General features: G+C 59.6%; 13 protein-coding genes. 6 read left to right on the top strand and 7 right to left on the bottom strand.

The annotated features are described in order from the left end of the window. Nucleotides 1–55: 55 nt before the first annotated feature. On the bottom strand, nucleotides 56–4,909 hold the full coding sequence (locus ACWKV5_RS16395) for a dermonecrotic toxin domain-containing protein (protein ID WP_483842097.1): 4,854 nt from the start codon (nucleotides 4,907–4,909) through the stop codon (nucleotides 56–58). 203 nt (nucleotides 4,910–5,112) lie between these two features. Here ACWKV5_RS16395 and ACWKV5_RS16390 point away from each other — a divergent pair, with 203 nt between their 5' ends. Further along, nucleotides 5,113–6,150, top strand: coding sequence for an Ldh family oxidoreductase (locus tag ACWKV5_RS16390; RefSeq protein ID WP_483842096.1), 1,038 nt, complete (start codon nucleotides 5,113–5,115; stop codon nucleotides 6,148–6,150). A gap of 74 nt (nucleotides 6,151–6,224) precedes the next feature. On the opposite strand, the gene ACWKV5_RS16385 is transcribed toward ACWKV5_RS16390, so the two are convergent. After that, nucleotides 6,225–6,542 carry an ElaB/YgaM/YqjD family protein gene (locus ACWKV5_RS16385; protein WP_483842095.1) on the bottom strand — a complete coding sequence of 106 codons (318 nt, stop codon included), beginning with the start codon at nucleotides 6,540–6,542 and terminating at the stop codon, nucleotides 6,225–6,227. A gap of 165 nt (nucleotides 6,543–6,707) precedes the next feature. Between ACWKV5_RS16385 and ACWKV5_RS16380 the strand changes: the two genes are divergently transcribed. After that, nucleotides 6,708–6,962, top strand: coding sequence for a hypothetical protein (locus tag ACWKV5_RS16380; protein WP_109786463.1), 255 nt, complete (start codon nucleotides 6,708–6,710; stop codon nucleotides 6,960–6,962). A 9-nt stretch (nucleotides 6,963–6,971) separates the two neighbouring features. Here ACWKV5_RS16380 and ACWKV5_RS16375 read toward each other — a convergent pair whose 3' ends face one another. Further along, entirely contained in the window at nucleotides 6,972–7,880 is a 909-nt protein-coding gene (locus ACWKV5_RS16375) for a LysR family transcriptional regulator (RefSeq protein WP_483842094.1), read from the bottom strand. Nucleotides 7,881–7,964: 84 nt separating this feature from the next. Here ACWKV5_RS16375 and ACWKV5_RS16370 point away from each other — a divergent pair, with 84 nt between their 5' ends. Continuing rightward, entirely contained in the window at nucleotides 7,965–8,888 is a 924-nt protein-coding gene (locus tag ACWKV5_RS16370; protein WP_483842093.1) for a carbon-nitrogen hydrolase family protein, read from the top strand. A gap of 11 nt (nucleotides 8,889–8,899) precedes the next feature. Here the strand turns inward: ACWKV5_RS16370 and ACWKV5_RS16365 are convergent, their stop codons facing one another. From ACWKV5_RS16365 to ACWKV5_RS16355, 3 genes are all read right to left on the bottom strand, one after another. After that, complete coding sequence (locus ACWKV5_RS16365) at nucleotides 8,900–9,388, bottom strand: LEA/WHy family protein (RefSeq protein ID WP_483842092.1); 489 nt, start codon at nucleotides 9,386–9,388, stop codon at nucleotides 8,900–8,902. A gap of 55 nt (nucleotides 9,389–9,443) precedes the next feature. Then, nucleotides 9,444–10,919 carry a nucleobase:cation symporter-2 family protein gene (locus ACWKV5_RS16360; RefSeq protein ID WP_483842091.1) on the bottom strand — a complete coding sequence of 492 codons (1,476 nt, stop codon included), beginning with the start codon at nucleotides 10,917–10,919 and terminating at the stop codon, nucleotides 9,444–9,446. 140 nt (nucleotides 10,920–11,059) lie between these two features. After that, nucleotides 11,060–11,953 (bottom strand): LysR family transcriptional regulator, encoded by an 894-nt coding sequence (locus ACWKV5_RS16355; protein WP_483842090.1) that lies wholly within the window; start codon nucleotides 11,951–11,953, stop codon nucleotides 11,060–11,062. 101 nt (nucleotides 11,954–12,054) lie between these two features. On the opposite strand from ACWKV5_RS16355, the gene ACWKV5_RS16350 reads away from it, so the two are divergent. Next, the gene (locus ACWKV5_RS16350) at nucleotides 12,055–13,146 is read left to right on the top strand and encodes a polyamine ABC transporter substrate-binding protein (RefSeq protein WP_483842089.1); all 1,092 of its coding nucleotides are present in this window, start codon (nucleotides 12,055–12,057) and stop codon (nucleotides 13,144–13,146) included. 17 nt (nucleotides 13,147–13,163) lie between these two features. Then, the gene (gene speB / locus ACWKV5_RS16345) at nucleotides 13,164–14,123 is read left to right on the top strand and encodes an agmatinase (protein ID WP_483842088.1); all 960 of its coding nucleotides are present in this window, start codon (nucleotides 13,164–13,166) and stop codon (nucleotides 14,121–14,123) included. Nucleotides 14,124–14,238: 115 nt separating this feature from the next. Here the strand turns inward: speB and ACWKV5_RS16340 are convergent, their stop codons facing one another. Continuing rightward, entirely contained in the window at nucleotides 14,239–15,291 is a 1,053-nt protein-coding gene (locus ACWKV5_RS16340; protein ID WP_483842087.1) for an aldo/keto reductase, read from the bottom strand. A gap of 216 nt (nucleotides 15,292–15,507) precedes the next feature. Between ACWKV5_RS16340 and ACWKV5_RS16335 the strand changes: the two genes are divergently transcribed. Then, nucleotides 15,508–16,224, top strand: coding sequence for a helix-turn-helix transcriptional regulator (locus tag ACWKV5_RS16335; protein WP_483842086.1), 717 nt, complete (start codon nucleotides 15,508–15,510; stop codon nucleotides 16,222–16,224). Nucleotide 16,225 lies beyond the last annotated feature (1 nt).

Below are 16,225 nucleotides of genomic sequence, written 5' to 3'. Positions count from 1 at the left end.
GTCTGCGAGAACAGTCGTCATGGCAATTAACCATCAAATCCGCGTTTTTTTCAGTTCAGGGCGTGCTGACGTGGAGTTGTCGTCCCAGATGACCAATGAGCCAAGCGATGCTGTCGGCGTTACCCAGCTGTACTTTCAGCCTGATCAGCGGGTCTTTCTTGAAGGTGTGGCGGGCCCCGCTCAGGTTTTCTGCGCCAGTCAACTCCAAAACACGATCTTTCACTCGTTCAGTGTCCTCATGAATGGAATGGCCCAATTCCTGCCATTCGCCGGTATCAGGGTCCAACGCCATGAATAGTTGGGTATAGGGCGTCTGTAGCGAAAGTGCGGTGCTTTGTATCGTCGACAACTCGTTTTTGAGGACATTGGCCACCGGGTTTGACGTGTTGAACAGATCAGTGAATGGGCGGCCGGGGTCGAGGTAGGAAATGTCTTCGGCGTTACACGCGATGTGTCCAAGCTCATGAATAATCGTCATCGCTCGGCTATGGGCGCCTATAGGGAATTGCGCATCGCTAAGGTACTGGCGGTAGTGGTCGAAGGTGGATGCGAAGAACTTTTCGGCAAGGTGGATTTTTTTCTTGGCATCGCTGGGAACGATGAAGGCGAATGTATGCTCCGCGCCTGCAATCAACCTGCCGATCACAAAACGATTGGAATCAGGTTTTCTGAGAGTTGGGTCCAGCAAGGCCGATAAAATCGCAGTCACGACTTTTTCAAGCAGCTCCACATGCGTGGGCAGTACTTGCGATACGCCCATAAAGTCGGCAACGAGCCGATGCACCGGGGTTTGTGTGCCGTCGGAAGTCTTGAGCAATTGCAGGTTTCGGAAACTGTTCCAGGCATAGGTGGTTGCCTGGTCCAGCGCTTCGTCGATCTGACGGGCCTTGTGCGGAAAAAGTTGTCGGATCCGTGGCATTCCACTGGCGTCGATGTTCATGCCTCCCCATACCGCCATAGCGGTATCCAACCGGTTTAAGAGGCTGAAGTGGGGCGGTTGAATTTCCCGGTCCAGGCTCCATTGTTTCGCCAGGTTCTGGCGCAGAACCGGACCACGGTTTTGGGGGGCTGCAATGCGCCAGCGAGTGCCATGCCTGGCAACGGGATACACTTTTCCTTCGATGGGGGCGTACAGTTTTCGGGTTTTTGGATGGGTATAGAGCCCAAGCGACGAGTCTGGTGTCAGTGAACCCAGATCGACATCGACGCCTTCATGGCGGCTAACCTGCGTGCGTTCGGCAGCGGTGATGTCGACGTCATGCCAGTTGAATCGGCGGGCGGGTGCTGCCGGCACAGGCGCCAGGGGCGTTGAAGGCACTGGAGTCTGATTCCCCAGCGATTGCCGTAACGTTGCCAGTTGAGCAATGCCGCTGATGAATGCCCCTATCGCCGCTCCCCACTTATGCGTCTGCAGGTCTTCAGCGGATTGCTTGATGTCACGATAACTGCGCCAAACCGTTATGGGGTAGGTGAGTTTTCCCATGAAAAACGACAGGGCCTGGTGCAGATCTTCGCCCAGCACGTGCTTGATGGTCGCCCATTCCGTGTGTCTTTTGTCGTCGGACTGACAACCGAGCAATCGACCCAACAGCGCCGCGTTGTCATTGAACAGCTGGCTGAACAGGTGCCCCCTGATCGGATTGGACGCCAGTGTCACCTCGCTGGCGTGATTCCCGGACGACGCAGATGTAGCTCGTGTGCCGCGGTTGAGAGGGATGGCCATCCGCTGCTCCAGCAGAGTCCGGTCGGGCTGCGGCAGGTGGGTGAGAATCCAGTCGAGCAGCGGCCCTCGCGTTTTCAACTCTGCCAGCAGTTGCGCTTCGCTTGCATATTCCTTGACCCCGTGATGCGGGCTGTGTGGCGCGACCAGGACTTGGGGCGCCGTGCTATCCGTGGCCGAGCCGATCAGGTAAACCCCCACAACCTTGATGGCCTGTGCCGGTTTGATTCCCAGGAACTCAAGCGGGCGAATGAGGGCGTGGGCACCGTCGACTGCCGCGCGAGCGATGGCGTCCGGCATGTCCATGATTTGCCGGACCAGATCAAACCCGGTTTCGCTCAGGCGTTCCTGCAATTTTTCGGTGTGGGCGTAATGCATCAGTTGCCAGGGCAATTGTCGGTAGAAGCGTTTGCGGCGGGCTGTATTGGCCGGGGTATCGGCAAGGGCCTCACTCAGTATTTTTTGCTGTTGCTCGCCTGTTTTCAGGTTTCGTATCAGGTCTTTGATGTAGCGTTCGTCCATCTCATCGGGAATCACGGTGCTATCAAGCGATTCCAGTGTGAATCGGGCCTGGTCCAGCGCCTTGAAAGGCGTCAATGCGAAATCGGTGAGGGTTTGCACACTGGGCGGTGCCGTTGGGCGCGCGCTGAGCAGGATCAGCACCTTGTCCGGGTCGATGTCGAAGGTGCCTGCCTTGAGTTGTTTTCCCAGTTCCACGTGAGCCGTCCGGTGCAGAGACCGCAGGCCCGTCAGGTAGTCCTCGTCGTCTTTGACGTTATCGAGGTATTGCTGCAGCAGTTCCCCGTGCAGCACCAGGTCTTTAATCGAGGCGTTGGCCAACCATGTCGGAAGTTTTTGTTGAGTCGTCAGGGACAAGGCAATGTCCGTCGCTCGGCGTAATCCTGTCAGCGGCTGCCGTAACGCCACCAGGTTCAGCAGGTCGGCCAGTGGCGCGGTGGGGAGTGGCGTGGCCAATGCGCGAGTGATGCATGTCTGGTCGAGCTGGACATAGGGCTTTTGAAGGTGATCGAGAAAATGCCCGTGGATCTGTTGCAGCGCCGCCAACGTGTAACTTCTGTCGGGTAATCGCTCGCTACGGCCGAGGTTCTCCAGCAGTGTTAAACGCAACGTGTGGTCCTTCAGGCGATGATCCAGCGCGGCGCGTAATCGTGACAGTGACTCGAAGGCCTCAAATCCCAAGGCCGGCGTCCACAAGATGGTCTTGCCCGAATGCTTCGGGTCCAGGCCTCCTCGTTCAGTCACTACAAAACAACTGGCCAGTTGTAACGGGTCTGTAAGTCCGCTTGGCTGCAGCGCCAGGGAAAATACGCCCGGCAAGAAACCGTTCAGCGCGGCTCGTTGCAAGTGAATCGGGCTGTCGAGCACGGTTTTGATGATGGCCTGTTCCGTCGCCCCCAGGGTCCGTGTGACCGTGCGCAGCTTCAGTTCTGTGCGCAATGCCGTTGACAGGGTGTGGGTGAAACTCGATTGCAGGTTCGCCACCGATGAACTGACCAGGCTTTGTGCCTGGGCAAGGGTGCGCAGCCCTGGGGGAATGGCCGGGTGTGTGTCCAGGAGTTGATCGAGCGCCTGTTTAACCGAATCAAGGCGCAGCAGACCTTCCTTGGCCGAATCGGCACGTACGGTCACCGGTTGCGCACTCCAGCGCAGGTCAACCCGAGTACTCCAGCGGCCGGCGGCATCGCAAGCCAGCAGCCGGTCGTCAAGCAGACCACGGACATCCAGCGCGTTATCAATCAAGGCATGAGGGGACAACGTGCCTTCGCTTTCACGGTAACGGCTCAAGGCATGACTGAGGTTGTCCCGTTGCTTGCCGAGGATGCTGGCAATGACTTCTTCAAATACCGGCCCGGTGACGGAGCGGCCTTCAATCAAGCACTCATCGGGCGCCAAGGCCAGAAAGGTACTGCGTTCCTCCAGCGACATGAAGTTGAGCAACGTGTCCTCATGCCCTTCGCTTTTGAGCATTTGCAGCACGATTGTCTTCACTGCGGACAGCGTGTCGGTGGCTTCGATGCCGCGAGACGGGGTGTACAAAAAACCCAGCGTATCGGCGGCGCCAATTATCAGCGCCGACGCCAGTTCCGCGTAGTGCTTGAAGGGGGCGGTGACCCGCACTTTTTCGACGCGCAACGAAGCGTCGGTTGAGGCGCTGCTGACTTTCTTCAGTTGCAGGTATTCCTGCGTCGTTAACGTGCCGTCCTGGCGCTGAAGTAGAAGCTTGAGGTGAAACGTATCGCGCAAGCCCTCGCTGAAAAACGCCCGGCGTGACCGTCCAATACTCATATCCGTGTTCCAGAACACGTCGAGCTGGCTGTGCAAGTGCGGTGTGAAGCTTTGGGCGATCTCTTTTACCGCGCTTTCCCAGGCGAGGTTATCGGCGTCGCTGCTCACACCGTGCCCTGGGTGGGCGAACACTCTGGAGTCGCCCACGGGCCACTCGTTGGCCAGGTAAAAGTGGAGGAGGGCATCACTGAGTGAGCGCTCGGCAATTGTGTGATGGTATTCACCTTCGTTGAAGGGGGACGCCGTCCTGACAAAACTCTTCAGTCGAGTCAGGCGCTGGTCCAAACCGGGAAACGGCTTGTGCAATGCGTTTTTCAGCGAGTCATCCAGCATTGATTGCAACGTCGGCATCTTGAGCAGTTCGCCCATCATCGTGCTGATATTCAGCGCCTGATTGTGTTCAAGCCGGGTTTGCTGATCCTGGAACACTGCACCGGCGATTTCTGTTGTGGACAGGTCAGGTGTCGCGGTGGCGGATAGCGCGTTGCGTTGTTCGATAGAGAGAAAGCGCAACAACTCCTGTTTGCCCGTGTCCGACGCCAGCCATTCCTTGAGTTTGCTTTTGAGATCGTCCATGTCAGCAAACTTGATCAAGCCTTTCCATGGTGTGTAAAGCGTGACCTCGCCATCGTCCGGGCGGCTCATGGCAAACGCGCCGGCCAATGGAATATCCGGCGTGCCTGGACTGTTCAGTAGCAGCAGGTAAACGTACATCGGTTCTTTTTGCGCGGTGCGGGCGACTTCGGTCGCCAGATACACGTTCTTTAACCATTTCAGGTCGGCAAGGGTAAAGCTCAGGGCTTTTTCCCGGGCACCGGGCTGCCGCAGATTGGAGGCGCGTTCTGCCTCGTCGAAAAAATAGGGCGTTGAGGGATCGGTCATGGTTTTCCTCGATGTATGGGGTGGAGGAAAAACGGTACGGTCATCAGAAGGCTGGCGTGCGGTACATATTGCTTGAGCCGATCGGGTGGCTCAGGCTTGACAGGACGCCGGTAGAGCAGCGCTTAATCGGCGACTCTTTTGGGTTGCCCTGCAACCTTGTTTCACCCTGTTGCCCGTACTCAATAATAAAACTGGAGCTTCAGATGACCGCATCGCCCGAAATGGCCGTCAGTTCGAACACCCAAACGCTCGATTTCGACGCGCTCGTTCAATTGCTCGAACAGATTTTCCTGCGTCATGGCACCTCTGCCGACGTCGCCAGAACCCTGGCCCTCAACTGTGCCGGCGCCGAGCGCGACGGCGCTCACAGCCATGGCGTGTTCCGCGTTCCCGGTTATGTCTCGACGCTGAACAGCGGCTGGGTCAATGGCCAGGCTGTGCCGGTGGTCGAAGACGTGGCCTCAGGGTTCGTCCGGGTCGACGCTGGCAATGGTTTCGCCCAGCCCGCCCTGGCGGCCGCACGTTCCCTGTTGGTGGAAAAGGCGCGCAGCGCCGGCATCGCGGTGCTGGCGATTCGCAACTCGCACCATTTCGCCGCTTTGTGGCCGGACGTCGAGCCCTTTGCCTACGAAGGGCTGGTGGCGCTGAGCGTGGTCAACAGCATGACCTGCGTGGTGCCGCACGGCGCTGATCGTCCGTTGTTCGGCACCAACCCGATCGCGTTCGCCGCCCCGCGCGCGGATGGCGAGCCGATTGTCTTTGACCTGGCTACCAGCGCCATTGCCCATGGCGATGTGCAGATCGCGGCTCGCAAGGGCGAACGCTTGCCGGCAGGCATGGGCGTGGACAGCCTTGGCCAGCCGACGCAGGACCCGAAAGCGATTCTCGAAGGCGGTGCACTGCTGCCGTTTGGCGGGCACAAGGGTTCCGCCTTGTCGATGATGGTGGAACTGTTGGCGGCGGCGCTGACCGGCGGCAACTTTTCCTTTGAGTTTGACTGGTCGAACCATCCGGGCGCGAAAACCCCATGGACCGGTCAACTGTTGATCGTCATCGACCCAAGCAAGGCCGCCGGGCAAAACTTTGCCGAGCGCAGTCAGGAGCTGGTGCGGCAGATGCACGGCGTGGGGCTCAAGCGTTTGCCGGGTGATCGGCGCCATTCGCAACGGGCCAAGTCCGCTACTCAAGGCATTGCGCTGGACGCCGAGACTCTGGCGAACTTGCGGGCTCTCGCGCAGTAATCAGCCACCTTGTAGCAGGCATGAAAAAGGCGAGCCAAATGGCTCGCCTTTTTGCTGTGCGAAGCGGGGGAGGCTTAACGCCGACCCAGCAACAACCCGACCACCAGACCGAAACCGGCAGAGATGGCCACGGTTTGCCATGGATGACCGCCGATGTAGGTTTCGGTGGCTTCGACGGCGGGTTTTGTCCGGTCACGCACGCTGTTGACCGAGTCCCGTGCCTGCTGGAGTTTCAAGGCGATTTGCTCACGCAGGGTTTCTGCTTCCTCGCCGACCAGGGCGGCGCTGCTGTTCAGCAGTTTTTCCGATTCTTCAATCAGCGTGGTCAGCTCGCTGAATGCCAGATCCTTGATTTGGTCTTCGGCGACTTGTGCAGCGGTTTTCCGAGCCATTGAGGTACTCCTTGCAGGTAAGTAGGCAGTGAACAATGGAGTCTGGCGCGGGTGAAAAAGTTGCAGTGGATTTTCCCGTCGACCCTGCCGGGCAGAAAATTCCTGAGTCGGACATTTCGTCCTACAGTGTAAGATGTCGCCTATTTTACGCAGCAGGAAATTCCCATGAGCTTCAATCTGGCCGACAAACCCCTCGCCGAGCGCGCGGCGCTGGAAGATGAAAAATCCCGTCTGTTCGACCTCTGGCAAAGCAACCTGGGCAAATCCAAGGGTGAGGCCGCGCGATTGTTCGGCGAGCGCGCCAAGCGCAAAGGCAAGTGGGCTGAATGGGTCCGCGCCGAACTCGACGCGATGTCGCCGCCGGAATACGCCAACATGGTGCGCAGTGAAGTCAATCGCCTCATGGCGGCCAACAAGTAAGACCGGCCTTCAGGCGAAACACGCAACAATCGCCTCGCGCACTTTCAACACCACCGGGTCGAGTTGGGTGCTGGTACGCCAGCCCAATTCGATCGGGTATCGCGGCAAGTCCAGAGGGCAGGGCAGCAACGCCAGTCCACTGAGCGTCGCGATGCTTTGCGCGGCATGCGCCGGAATGGTCGCCACCGCCTGACTGCCCTTGAGCAGATACGGCAGCGCGGCAAAGTGGGTAGTCGACGCACACACCCGACGACTCAGCCCCAACGCCGCCAATCCTTCATCGGTGATGCCGATAAATCCGCCTGAAGACACCAAAATGTGCTCGCGAGCGACGAACGCTTCAAGGCTGATGGTTTGTTGGCCTTCGGCCAGGCTGGCGCGATCCACCAGGCACAGGTATCCGCCTTCTCCCAACACCTGACGGCTGAGCAAACGCTCGGCAAATCCGCCGGCGGTAATCGCCAGATCAATGCTGCGCTCCATCAAGGCGTGGGCGACGATCTGGCTGTGGGTTTGCCGGAAGATCAGCCGCAACTTCGGTGCAGTCCGCGCAATTTCTTCGATCAATTGCCGGCCGTAGGCGATCTCGAAATCGTCCGACATGCCCACCGACACTGAGCGGCCGTCGTACTGATGAGCCGCCGGATCGACCATCGCCAGGCTCTGGCGGCATTTGTTCAGTGCATCGCTGACCACCGTTTTCAATTGATTGGCCTTCAGCGTCGGTGCCAGTCCACGGCCGGTGCGCACGAACAGCTGATCGCCATACACTTCGCGCAGCCTGCGCAACGCGGCACTGACCGCCGATTGCGTTACACCCAGGCGCAGGGCCGCACGGCTGGCGCTGGACTCTTCATGCAGGGCTTCGAAGACTTTGAGCAGGTTGAGGTCGACGGTGGCGATATTCATAGTGTTCATATCATTCAGCAGTGAATCGGGCTTTATTCATGATCCCGTGGCGCCGGAGAATGAGCAATACCTGATGCCAATGGAGTCACCGCGATGCCCAAGTCAATCGTTGCCGCGCTGCAAATCGGCGCCTTGCCCGGTGGCAAGGCCGACACCCTGGAACAGATTCTGTCCTGGGAAAACGCCATAACCGAATCCGGCGCCCAATTAGTAGTGATGCCCGAAGCGTTACTCGGCGGTTACCCCAAGGGCGAAGGGTTTGGCACGCAACTGGGTTATCGCCTGCCGGAGGGGCGTGAAGCGTTTGCCCGATATTTCGCCAATGCCATCGATGTGCCAGGCGCCGAGACGCAAGCCCTGGCCGGGTTGTCGGCGCGTACCGGGGCCAACCTGGTGATCGGCGTCATCGAGCGCGCTGGCAGTACGCTGCATTGCACGGCGCTTGTTTTCGACCCGCAGGCCGGTTTGATCGCCAAGCACCGCAAGCTGATGCCCACCGGCACCGAGCGGTTGATCTGGGGCAAGGGCGATGGCTCGACGTTGCCGGTGATCGACAGCCAGGTCGGGCGGATCGGCGCGGTGATTTGCTGGGAAAACATGATGCCGCTGTTGCGCACGGCGATGTACGCCAAGGGCATTGAAGTTTGGTGTGCGCCGACCGTGGACGAGCGCGAGATGTGGCAGGTCAGCATGCGTCACATCGCCCACGAAGGACGCTGCTTTGTGGTCAGCGCCTGCCAGGTCCAGGACTCACCGCAGGCCTTGGGTGTGGAGATTGCCAATTGGCCGGCGGAGCGGCCGTTGATTGCGGGGGGCAGTGTGATTGTCGGGCCGATGGGTGACATTCTGGCCGGGCCGTTGCGCGATGGCGTGGGGCTGCTTACGGCGGAAATCGACACGGACGATTTGATTCGTGCGCGGTATGACTACGACGTGGTCGGGCACTATGCGCGGCCGGATGTGTTTGAGCTGACGGTGGATGAACGCGCCAAACCCGGCGTCCGCTTCAACACATAACCCTGTGGTGATTATGATTGCGGGGGCTGCCTAGGGACTGCGATCGCTCCCGGCAGGCTGAGTTTGCCGGTATCGGTGAAACGCATCGTGCCAAACAACCCGCCAGCCAGTTTGCCGCGCAGCACATACGGCAAATCATTCAGCGATTGCGTCTGGCTCAGGCCAAGGGTTTGGCGCAGTACCGAAAATGCCGAAACGCTGACCGGCACCGTCAGCACTGTTTCAGAGAAGCGCGCAATCGATCCCGACTGATCGCTCACCCCTGAAGCCAGCGGCTGTCCATTGACCTCCAGGTCCAGCGCCACGCCGTTGTAGTCGATGGAGCTGTCATTTGGGTTCTGCACGCGGATTTTCACCGCAAAACGAATTTCCATGCCCTGGCTTTGCAGCGGCTCGATGCCGACCACATTGATGTTCAACGGATCACGATTCGGAAACAGGGCGCAGGCGCTCAACGACAGTAAAAGTACAGAAAGCAGGACGGCGTGGACGCTGCGCATGAAAAGACTCTCGAAAAGAAAAGGGCTGAACCGCTCAAGGCTCAGCCTTTAAGCCTTACGGACGGTTCAACTGTGCGACAGCCCCAGGCGTTGCGGGTTCAGCCTTGGCCGGCACATCGGGGTTTTCCATGACCTGCAGGATCGAGGCTTCCGGATCGAAATCGTCTTCTTCCAGCGCCATGAACTCCTCCGGCAGGAAGATGTTCAGCACGATAGCGCACAACGCCCCGACGGTAATCGGCGATTCGAAAATGTTGTGCAGCGCCAGCGGCAATTCGCGCAACACCTCAGGCACCGCCGCGACGCCCAGGCCCAGGCCGAGGGAAATCGCCACGATCAGCATGTTGCGTCGATGCAGGCCGGCTTCGGCGAGGATCTTGATCCCGGCCACCGCCACGGTGCCGAACATCACCAGTTCGGCGCCGCCAAGCACCGGTTTTGGCATCAGTTGCAGCACCGCGCCGATCATCGGGAACAACCCCAGCAGCACCAGCAGACCGGCGATGAAGAACGCCACGTAGCGACTGGCCACGCCGGTGAGCTGGATCACGCCGTTGTTCTGCGCAAACGTGACCATCGGCATGCTGTTGAACACGGCCGCCATGGCGGAGTTGAGGCCGTCGGCGAGCAGGCCGGATTTGATTCGGCGAATGTAGATCGGGCCTTTGACCGGTTGCCGGGAAATCATCGAGTTGGCGGTCAGGTCGCCAGCCGCTTCCAGTGGCGACACGAGGAAAATCACCGCGATCGGCACAAACGCGACCCAGTCGAAGTTGAAACCGTACTTGAACGGGACCGGCACGCTCATCAGCGGGACTTCGGGCAGGCTGGCGAAATTGACGTCGCCCATCAGCCAGGCCACGACATAACCCAGGGTCAGGCCGATGACGATGGCCCCGAGACGCAGAAAGGGCACGTCGACCCGGTTCAGCAGCACAATCGTGCCGAGCACCAACGCCGCCAGCGCCAGATGACTGGCCGCGCCGAGGTCCGCCGCACCGAAGCCGCCGGCGATGTCGGTCATGGCGACTTTGATCAGCGACAAGCCCATTAACGTGATGATCGTGCCGGTGACCACCGGGGTGATCAGCATCCGCAGTTTGCCGATGAACTGGCTCAACGCGACTTCAATAAACGCCGCAAAAAAGCACACGCCAAAGATCGTCGAGAGGATTTCATCGGTGCCGCCACCCCGAGCCTTGACCATGAACCCGGCGCTGAGAATCACACTGATGAACGAAAAACTGGTGCCTTGCAGACACAGCAAACCAGAGCCGACCGGGCCAAAGCGCCGGGCTTGAACAAAGGTGCCCAGGCCGGAAACGAACAACGCCATGCTGATCAGGTACGGTATTTCGCTTTGCAGGCCGAGGGCGCCGCCCATGATCAGGGTCGGGGTGATGATGCCGACAAAACTCGCCAATACATGCTGCAGGGCGGCGAAGACGGTGGCGGTCAGGTGAGGGCGGTCGTTGAGGCCGTAAATCAGGTCGTTGTTGCGCAAAACGGGGGCTTTTTCAGAGGCGGTCATGGTGGGTTGCAAGCCAAACGGCGGGCCGGGTCAGAAAATGGAGGCGCAGGATGCCAGCAGTGGGCAGCCAGGGCAAACGATACAGCGGTCATGTATACAGACCTGTGGCGAGGGGGCAAGCCCCCTCGCCACATTTGACTTCAGGCGAATGCCGCGAGCAGATCCTCTTCAAACGCTTTCTGCGCATCCCCCGGCACCTGAGCGCGATGCCGCGCCAAATGAAACGCCACCTCAAAACTCATCTCGCCCTCACGCACGGCACGTAACAAGCCTTTGTCTTCCCAGCTGCGGGCAAAGTGATTGGGCAAGTAGCCGACATGCTTGCCAGACAGAATGAAGGCGAGGGTGCCCTCGACCTGCTCCGAGCGCGCCGAACATAATTTGCCCTGGAACGGCTCGTCACTGCGCAGGAAACGGTAAGGGTGATCGACCCGGTCGCAGGCTTGCAGCGCTTCGTCGTTCGGCGTGTCGTCGGTGAACAATGGGTGACCGGGGGCGCAATACAGGTGCTGGGTTTCAGTGAACAGCTCACGATAGTCAAACGCGTTTTGCACCTGGGAGAAATACCCGATGGCCAGGTCCAGCCGTTGTTGCAGCAGCAAGCGTTCCATTTCACCGGGCATGGCACTGATGAGTTCGATGCGCACTGACTCGTCCCGTTCGCGAAAACGCCGGATCGCGTCCGCCACCTGTTGCAGCACCGATTGATCAAGGGCTTCGGACAAACCAAGGCGTACTTCGCCAATCAATCTGCCCGCCACACCGTTGGATTGATGTCGAAATGCTTCGATGGACTCAAACAGTCCGCGCGTCGCGGTCAACAGCTGCTCGCCCTTGGGCGTGATCTTGAATCCGCCCTTGCCGCGACTGCACAGGCGATAACCGAGCCGGGTTTCCAGCTTGGCCATTTGCTGGCTGATGCTGGACTGGCTCAGGCCCAACTCACCCTGGGCCGCGCTGAAGCCGCCGCACTCGACCACGCGAACAAACAGGCGCAGCAGTTGCAGGTCGAGGTCGTGAAGTTGCCCGAGCATCAAACATTACTCCGCCATAAAGTCAGGTTAATAAACTTGATATTTCGTCAATGTAACCGAGCGCGCAACCTGCAACCACTTCCTCTGGTCAGGTGTTCGTCATGGCTCCCATGTTCAAGCTGTGTTTCCCCGCGTTGTTCCTCGCCATGGCGGTTTCGGCTCAGGCGCAGGAAAAGACCGTCAACCTCTACAGTTGGGCCGACTACGTGGCGCCCGAAACCTTGCAGGCGTTCGAAAAGGAAACCGGGATTCACGTGCGCTACGACACGTTCGACTCTTCGGAAGTGCTGGAAACCAAACTGCTGACGGGCGGCAGCGGATATGACGTGGTGGTGCCGTCGTCCAGCGTGCTCGCCCGTGGTCTCGCGGCGGGTGCGCTGAAGGAAATTTCCCACGAGGGACTCAAGGGTTACGCCAATCTCGATCCGGACCTGTTGGAAAAACTGGCTGCCGTCGATCCAGGCAATCGCTATGGCGTGCCGTATACCTGGGGCACGCTGGGTTTGGGGATGAACGTCGAAGCGGTGCAGAAACGTCTGCCGAATGTGCCGCTCAACAGCCTCGACCTGCTGTTCAAACCGGAATACGCCAGCAAACTGAAAGACTGCGGCATCGCGATTCTCGATTCGCCGCAGGAAGTGATTGGCCTGGCGCTGCACTATCTGGGTAAAGATCCCTACAGCACCGACAAGGCTGATCTGACAGCCGCCGAGGCCATGTTGCATCAGTTGCAGCCGAATGTGCTGTACGTCGCCACCGGCCGGCAGATCAACGATCTGGCCAATGGCAGCGTGTGCCTGGCGCTGACCTACAACGGTGACGCGAGCATGGCCGCTGATCAGGCGCGCAAGGCCAACAAGCCGTTTGAGGTTGCCTACCGGATTCCCAAGGAAGGCACGCTGGTCTGGCAGGACAACCTGGCGATCCCCAAGGACGCGCCGCACCCCGAAGAAGCCCGGGCCTTCATCGAGTTCATGTTGCGTCCCGAATCCGTAGCGGCGCTGACCAACACGTTGTTTTTCGCAACGGCCAACCAGGCGGCAACCCCGCTGGTGGATGAAGCCGTGCGCACCGACCCGGACATCTTTCCACTGCCCGACATGCGCGCACGCCTGTACGCCGACCAAAGCATGAGCCTCAAGGACCTGCGTTCGCGCACGCGCCTGTGGACCACCTTCCGTAGCCGCCAATAATTAAAAAGGAGATCACCATGGACGTCCCGATGCAAAACGATCAGGCCATGACCCGCGACAGCCTCTACGGGACTGCCGCCGAAAGTACCTACGCCGGTATCACCAGTTTCATGCGCCGTCGCTACAGCCGCGACTTGCGCGGTGTTGATGTCGCGGTCAGCGGTGTGCCGTTCGACACCGCCACCAGCAACCGTCCCGGCGCACGTTTCGGGCCACGGGGGATTCGCGCCGCGTCCACCGGCATTGCCTGGGAACGCCACTGGCCGTGGACGTTTGATCCGTTCGATCATTTGGCCGTAATCGACTATGGCGATTGCGACTTCGATTACGGTTCGCCGCACACGATTCCGGAAAGCATCGAAGCCCATGCCGAGCACATCCTGAACAGCGGCAGCGCGATGCTGACCTTCGGCGGCGACCACTTTATTACCTATCCGCTGCTCAAGGCTCATGCGCGTAAACATGGAGCGTTGTCGCTGATCCATTTTGACGCCCACAGCGACACCTGGCCGGACGAAGGGGGCAAGCGGGTCGACCACGGCACCATGTTCTGGCACGCGGCGAAGGAAGGGCTGGTGGATCCGTCGCGTTCGGTGCAAATCGGTTTGCGCACCACCAATGACGATCACCAGGGTTTCCAGGTGCTGGATGCGCGGCAGGTGCATCGCCAGGGTTGCGAGGCGATTGTCGAAGCGATCCGGGCGAGGGTAGGGGATAACCCGGTTTACCTGACGTTCGACATCGATTGCCTCGACCCGGCTTTTGCACCCGGCACCGGGACACCGGTTTGCGGGGGCTTGAGCACCGTGCAGGCGCTGGAGATTCTGGGTGGGTTGCGCGGGATCAATCTGGTGGGCATGGACGTGGTGGAAGTCGCGCCGGCCTATGACCACGCGGACATCACCTCACTGGCGGCGGCGACCTTGGCCATGGAAATGCTGTGCCTCTATGCCGCCCGCCACAAGGTCGATCGGTAAACACCGTAAACCTGTAGGAGCGAGCCTGCTCGCGAAGAGGCCATCACATTCAATATTGATGTTGAATGTCAGTCCGCCTTCGCGAGCAGGCTCGCTCCCACAGTTTTGATAGGTGTCAGGCGACGGGAATGATCGGCTGGTCGAGGGTCTGGTCACCGCTAAACCGTGAGAAAGAGCCAGCAAGCGTTTCGTGCGGCACGCCTTTGCCCACATCGCTGGCGCCATCGAGTCGCGACAATTGATCCGCGCTCAGTTGCACGTTCAGTGCCCCCAGCGTCGCATCCAGTTGCTCACGGGTGCGCGAGCCCAGAATCGGAATCAGCGCGGTGGTCGAGCGCTGGGCTTTTGCCCGCAACCAGGCAATGGCTACGTGCGTCGCGCTCGCCTCCAGTTCGGCTGCAACGGCGAGCAACGTGTCAAGAATGGCGGTTTCCCGGGCGCCTTTTTCCGCATGAATCAACATGCCGAGTTTGGACGCGCGATTGTCGCCATCGTTGGAGCGGTACTTGCCAGTGAGAAAGCCGCCACCCAATGGCGACCATAATGTCGCGGCCAGGCCCAAGGCTTCGGCCATCGGCAGTTGTTCACGTTCGGCAGTGCGTTCAGCCAGGCTGTATTCCACTTGAAGCGCTGCAATCGGCGAAAAACCACGCACCTCGGCCAACAGGTCGGCACGGGCGATACGCCACGCGGGGAAGTTCGACAGCCCCGCGTAATGGATCTTGCCGGCGCGCACCAGATCATCGAAGCCGCGCAGGATTTCTTCCATTGGCGTCACGCCATCGCTCATGTGCGCCCAGAACAGGTCAAGGTGATCGGTCTTGAGCCGGGTCAGGCTTTCTTCCACGGCGCGAACCATGTTTTTGCGGTTGTTACCGGTGTGAGAAATGCTCGCGGACGGCGTCGTCCCCAAGGTGTACTTGGTGGCGATGACCAGGCGATCGCGCTCTGTCGCGATAAATTCGCTGAGCATGACTTCCGACTGACCGGCCTGATAACCGTTGGCGGTGTCGATGAAATTACCACCGGCCTCCAGGTAGCCATCGAAAATACGCTTGGCTTCGTCACGCTCGGCGCCATGTCCCCAACCCGTGCCGAAATTGCCGGCGCCCAGCGCCAGTTCCGAAACCCGCAAGCCGGTTTTGCGGCCGAACACTTTGTAATGCATGGAGTGACTCCTGAGAAAAGACGCCGAAATTGAATATAGATGTCTAGCAACATGTATTAAATATGATGCCGATAATCTATGCCGTCAATCCGCTTTTTCTGAAGTGGCAAAACAGGCGACCACCGGACCCTTCGCTGCTGCCACTTTCTGACAGGGGCCTCTGCTAAGCTCCGACAACTAAGCTCCGACAACTTTTTCAGACAGGACCGGCCCATCGTGTCGCGTACCACTCGTTTACTCACATTGTTGCAAGTGCTGCGGGGCAAGAGTCGTCCGGTGACGGCCGCAACGCTTGCCACTGAACTGGAGATTTCCGAGCGCACGCTGTACCGCGACATCGCCGAACTGACCGCGCTCGGCGCACCGATCTTCGGTGAAGCGGGGGTTGGTTATGTGCTGCGCAGCGGTCTGTTTCTGCCGCCCTTGATGCTCAATGCCGACGAGACCGAAGCCATCGTCTTGGGGTTGCGCTACGTCGATCAGCGCGGCGACGAAGTGTTGAGCAAAGCGGCAACCAACGCTTTGGCCAAGATTGCCGCCGTGTTGGCCCCTGAAGCCCAGGACGCGTTGCGCAACCCGACAGTGCTGCCGGGGCCGCCCGGTTATGGTTATCCGGAAAATGTGGTGCCTTTGAGCGTGATTCGCCAAGCCATCCGCGACCAGTCCAGGTTGAGCATAGACTACGCAGACGCCAACAAGGTGCCCAGCCAGCGGCTGATCTGGCCATTGGCGCTGGGCTTTCTCAACGAGGTGCGGATAGTTGTCGCCTGGTGCGAATTGCGCAGTGCCTATCGCACTTTCCGCACCGACCGGATTTTGGCCGCCAATGAGCAGGGTGAGCGTTATCCGGGGCGGCGCAGCGACTTGTTACGGGTCTGGCGCAAACAGATGCAACTGGATGAAGCGGGGCGTTTCACTCCTGACAAGAATTGAC

Source organism: Pseudomonas oplopanacis, from assembly GCF_057128725.1.
Note: the sequence above shows the minus strand (reverse complement) of the source record. Positions and strands in the feature narration are given on the sequence as shown.

Excerpts from the sequence above, each read along its gene's own strand:
- ACWKV5_RS16395 (WP_483842097.1), bottom strand. The coding sequence starts at position 4,909 with ATGACCGATCCCTCAACGCCCTATTTTTTCGACGAGGCAGAACGCGCC.
- ACWKV5_RS16390 (WP_483842096.1), top strand. The coding sequence starts at position 5,113 with ATGACCGCATCGCCCGAAATGGCCGTCAGTTCGAACACCCAAACGCTC.
- ACWKV5_RS16385 (WP_483842095.1), bottom strand. The coding sequence starts at position 6,542 with ATGGCTCGGAAAACCGCTGCACAAGTCGCCGAAGACCAAATCAAGGAT.
- ACWKV5_RS16380 (WP_109786463.1), top strand. The coding sequence starts at position 6,708 with ATGAGCTTCAATCTGGCCGACAAACCCCTCGCCGAGCGCGCGGCGCTG.
- ACWKV5_RS16375 (WP_483842094.1), bottom strand. The coding sequence starts at position 7,880 with ATGAACACTATGAATATCGCCACCGTCGACCTCAACCTGCTCAAAGTC.
- ACWKV5_RS16370 (WP_483842093.1), top strand. The coding sequence starts at position 7,965 with ATGCCCAAGTCAATCGTTGCCGCGCTGCAAATCGGCGCCTTGCCCGGT.
- ACWKV5_RS16365 (WP_483842092.1), bottom strand. The coding sequence starts at position 9,388 with ATGCGCAGCGTCCACGCCGTCCTGCTTTCTGTACTTTTACTGTCGTTG.
- ACWKV5_RS16360 (WP_483842091.1), bottom strand. The coding sequence starts at position 10,919 with ATGACCGCCTCTGAAAAAGCCCCCGTTTTGCGCAACAACGACCTGATT.
- ACWKV5_RS16355 (WP_483842090.1), bottom strand. The coding sequence starts at position 11,953 with ATGCTCGGGCAACTTCACGACCTCGACCTGCAACTGCTGCGCCTGTTT.
- ACWKV5_RS16350 (WP_483842089.1), top strand. The coding sequence starts at position 12,055 with ATGGCTCCCATGTTCAAGCTGTGTTTCCCCGCGTTGTTCCTCGCCATG.
- speB (WP_483842088.1), top strand. The coding sequence starts at position 13,164 with ATGGACGTCCCGATGCAAAACGATCAGGCCATGACCCGCGACAGCCTC.
- ACWKV5_RS16340 (WP_483842087.1), bottom strand. The coding sequence starts at position 15,291 with ATGCATTACAAAGTGTTCGGCCGCAAAACCGGCTTGCGGGTTTCGGAA.